This window comes from Pantoea sp. GbtcB22, assembly GCF_019091025.1.
Classification (GTDB): domain Bacteria; phylum Pseudomonadota; class Gammaproteobacteria; order Enterobacterales; family Enterobacteriaceae; genus Pantoea; species Pantoea leporis.
The window spans coordinates 1-261 of record NZ_JAGXKB010000339.1 but is presented as its reverse complement, the minus strand read 5'-3'; the positions used below and the strand labels follow the sequence as shown (position 1 = coordinate 261).

1 protein-coding gene is annotated in these 261 nt (G+C 48.3%); it reads right to left on the bottom strand.

Going from position 1 to position 261, the window contains the following annotated elements:
* On the bottom strand, positions 1 to 261 hold a 261-nt coding region (locus tag KVT28_RS25420), incomplete at both ends, for an AMP-binding protein (protein ID WP_217550977.1).

Sequence of the window (261 nt, the reverse complement as noted above, 5' to 3'; positions counted from 1 at the left end):
AGATGCCCCGCTCATGAGAGGTGCAAAGTACTCCCAGACCGAGGCGTCGAAACTAATAGAGGATTTCTGTATGAACACATCATCAGCAGTCCATCTGAATTCGCCATTCATCCAGTTCATATGGAAAGCCAGGGCCCGCTGCGAAACAACCACTCCTTTAGGTTTACCAGTACTACCACTGGTAAAAATAACATAGGCAGGTAGTTCGGTAGCCTCTCTTTCAGTGGCATTGAGAATGAGCTCAGTGCTACCGATACCCTG